Source organism: Acidovorax sp. GW823-FHT01C06 (genome assembly GCF_058798375.1).
The window spans coordinates 1-1,232 of the sequence record NZ_JBXAKN010000023.1 but is presented as its reverse complement, the minus strand read 5'-3'; the positions used below and the strand labels follow the sequence as shown (position 1 = coordinate 1,232).

Below are 1,232 nucleotides of genomic sequence, written 5' to 3'. Positions count from 1 at the left end.
TGAATCGCCCCGGATTCCCTAGACACTTTTGAGCCGTTGGAAATGGCGTCTTTCGAACTCTACCGGTGAAGTATCTCCGGCAGTGCCGTGGCGTCGCTTAGGGTTGTAAAACATCTCGATGTAATTGAAGACATCGGCTCTGGCTTGATCGCGGGTTGGGTAGATCTGGCGGCGGATTCGCTCTCGTTTCAAAAGTTGGAAGAAGCTTTCGGCCACGGCGTTGTCATGGCAATTGCCCCGACGGCTCATGCTGGAAACCAGGTTGTGAGCGCGCAGGAAGTCTTGCCATGCATGCCCAGTGAACTGACTGCCCTGATCAGAGTGGACGGTGACAGCGGCTTTGGGTTGCCGGCGCCACAATGCCATCAGCAGCGCGTTGAGCACTAACTCAGTGTCGATGCGGTGCCCCATGGACCAGCCGATCACCTGCCTGGAGAACAGGTCGATGACGGCGCTCAGGTACAACCAGCCTTCATGGGTGCGGATGTAGGTGATGTCGGTCACCCATGACTGATTGGGCTCGCTGACATTGAACTGGCGCTGCAGATGGTTTGGTGCCACCACCGCTGGCTTGGCGCCACGCGGGCCAGGTCGGCGTCGATAGCCAGTCTGTGAACGCAGGCCTTCAAGCTTGAGCAATCGGGCCACGCGGTGCTTGCCGCAGCGCTCTCCCAGGTCGAGCATGTCCATCGTGAGCTTGCGATAGCCATAGACGCCACCACTCTCCAGCCACGCGTGCTTGAGCAGGCCCAACAAGCGTTGATCGTCCTTGCCACGAGAACTCACCGGATCGCACTTCCAGGCGTAGTAGCCGCTGGGGTGCACGGTCATGAGCTTGCACATGCGGCGAACGCTGTGCTGGTGTTCATGCCGCTCGATGAATGCGTACCTCACCCGGACTGCTTGGCAAAGTACGCTGCGGCCTTTTTTAGGATGTCGCGCTCCTCGGTCACACGTTTGAGCTCGGCCTTCAGTTTGCGCAGCTCATCCGCCTGTGACCCCTGCGCTTGCCGTTGTGCCGCGGGCATTCGATGGGCCTTGATCCACTGATACAGGCTGTGCTGGCTAACACCAAGCCTGGCGGATACGTCGGCCACCTTGTGGCCACGCTCGGTGATCTGTTTGACCGCTTCGGTCTTGAATTCTTCGGGGTATCTTTGCTTACTCATGGCACCTCCTATTGGGCCTCAGGTTTGAGGCTCAGAGGTGTCTAGAAAACCCGGGGCGATTCA

The 1,232-nt window shown here is 58.8% G+C and carries 1 protein-coding gene; it reads right to left on the bottom strand.

Annotated features, from left to right (window positions below; all coding sequences use genetic code 11):
* Positions 1-18: 18 nt before the first annotated feature.
* A protein-coding gene (locus tag AC1RCS_RS24900) for an IS3 family transposase (RefSeq protein ID WP_218298113.1) occupies positions 19-1,169 on the bottom strand; the annotation gives its coding sequence in 2 pieces (ribosomal slippage) (positions 19-923 and positions 923-1,169; 1,152 coding nt in all).
* Between the last annotated feature and the right edge of the window lie 63 nt (positions 1,170-1,232).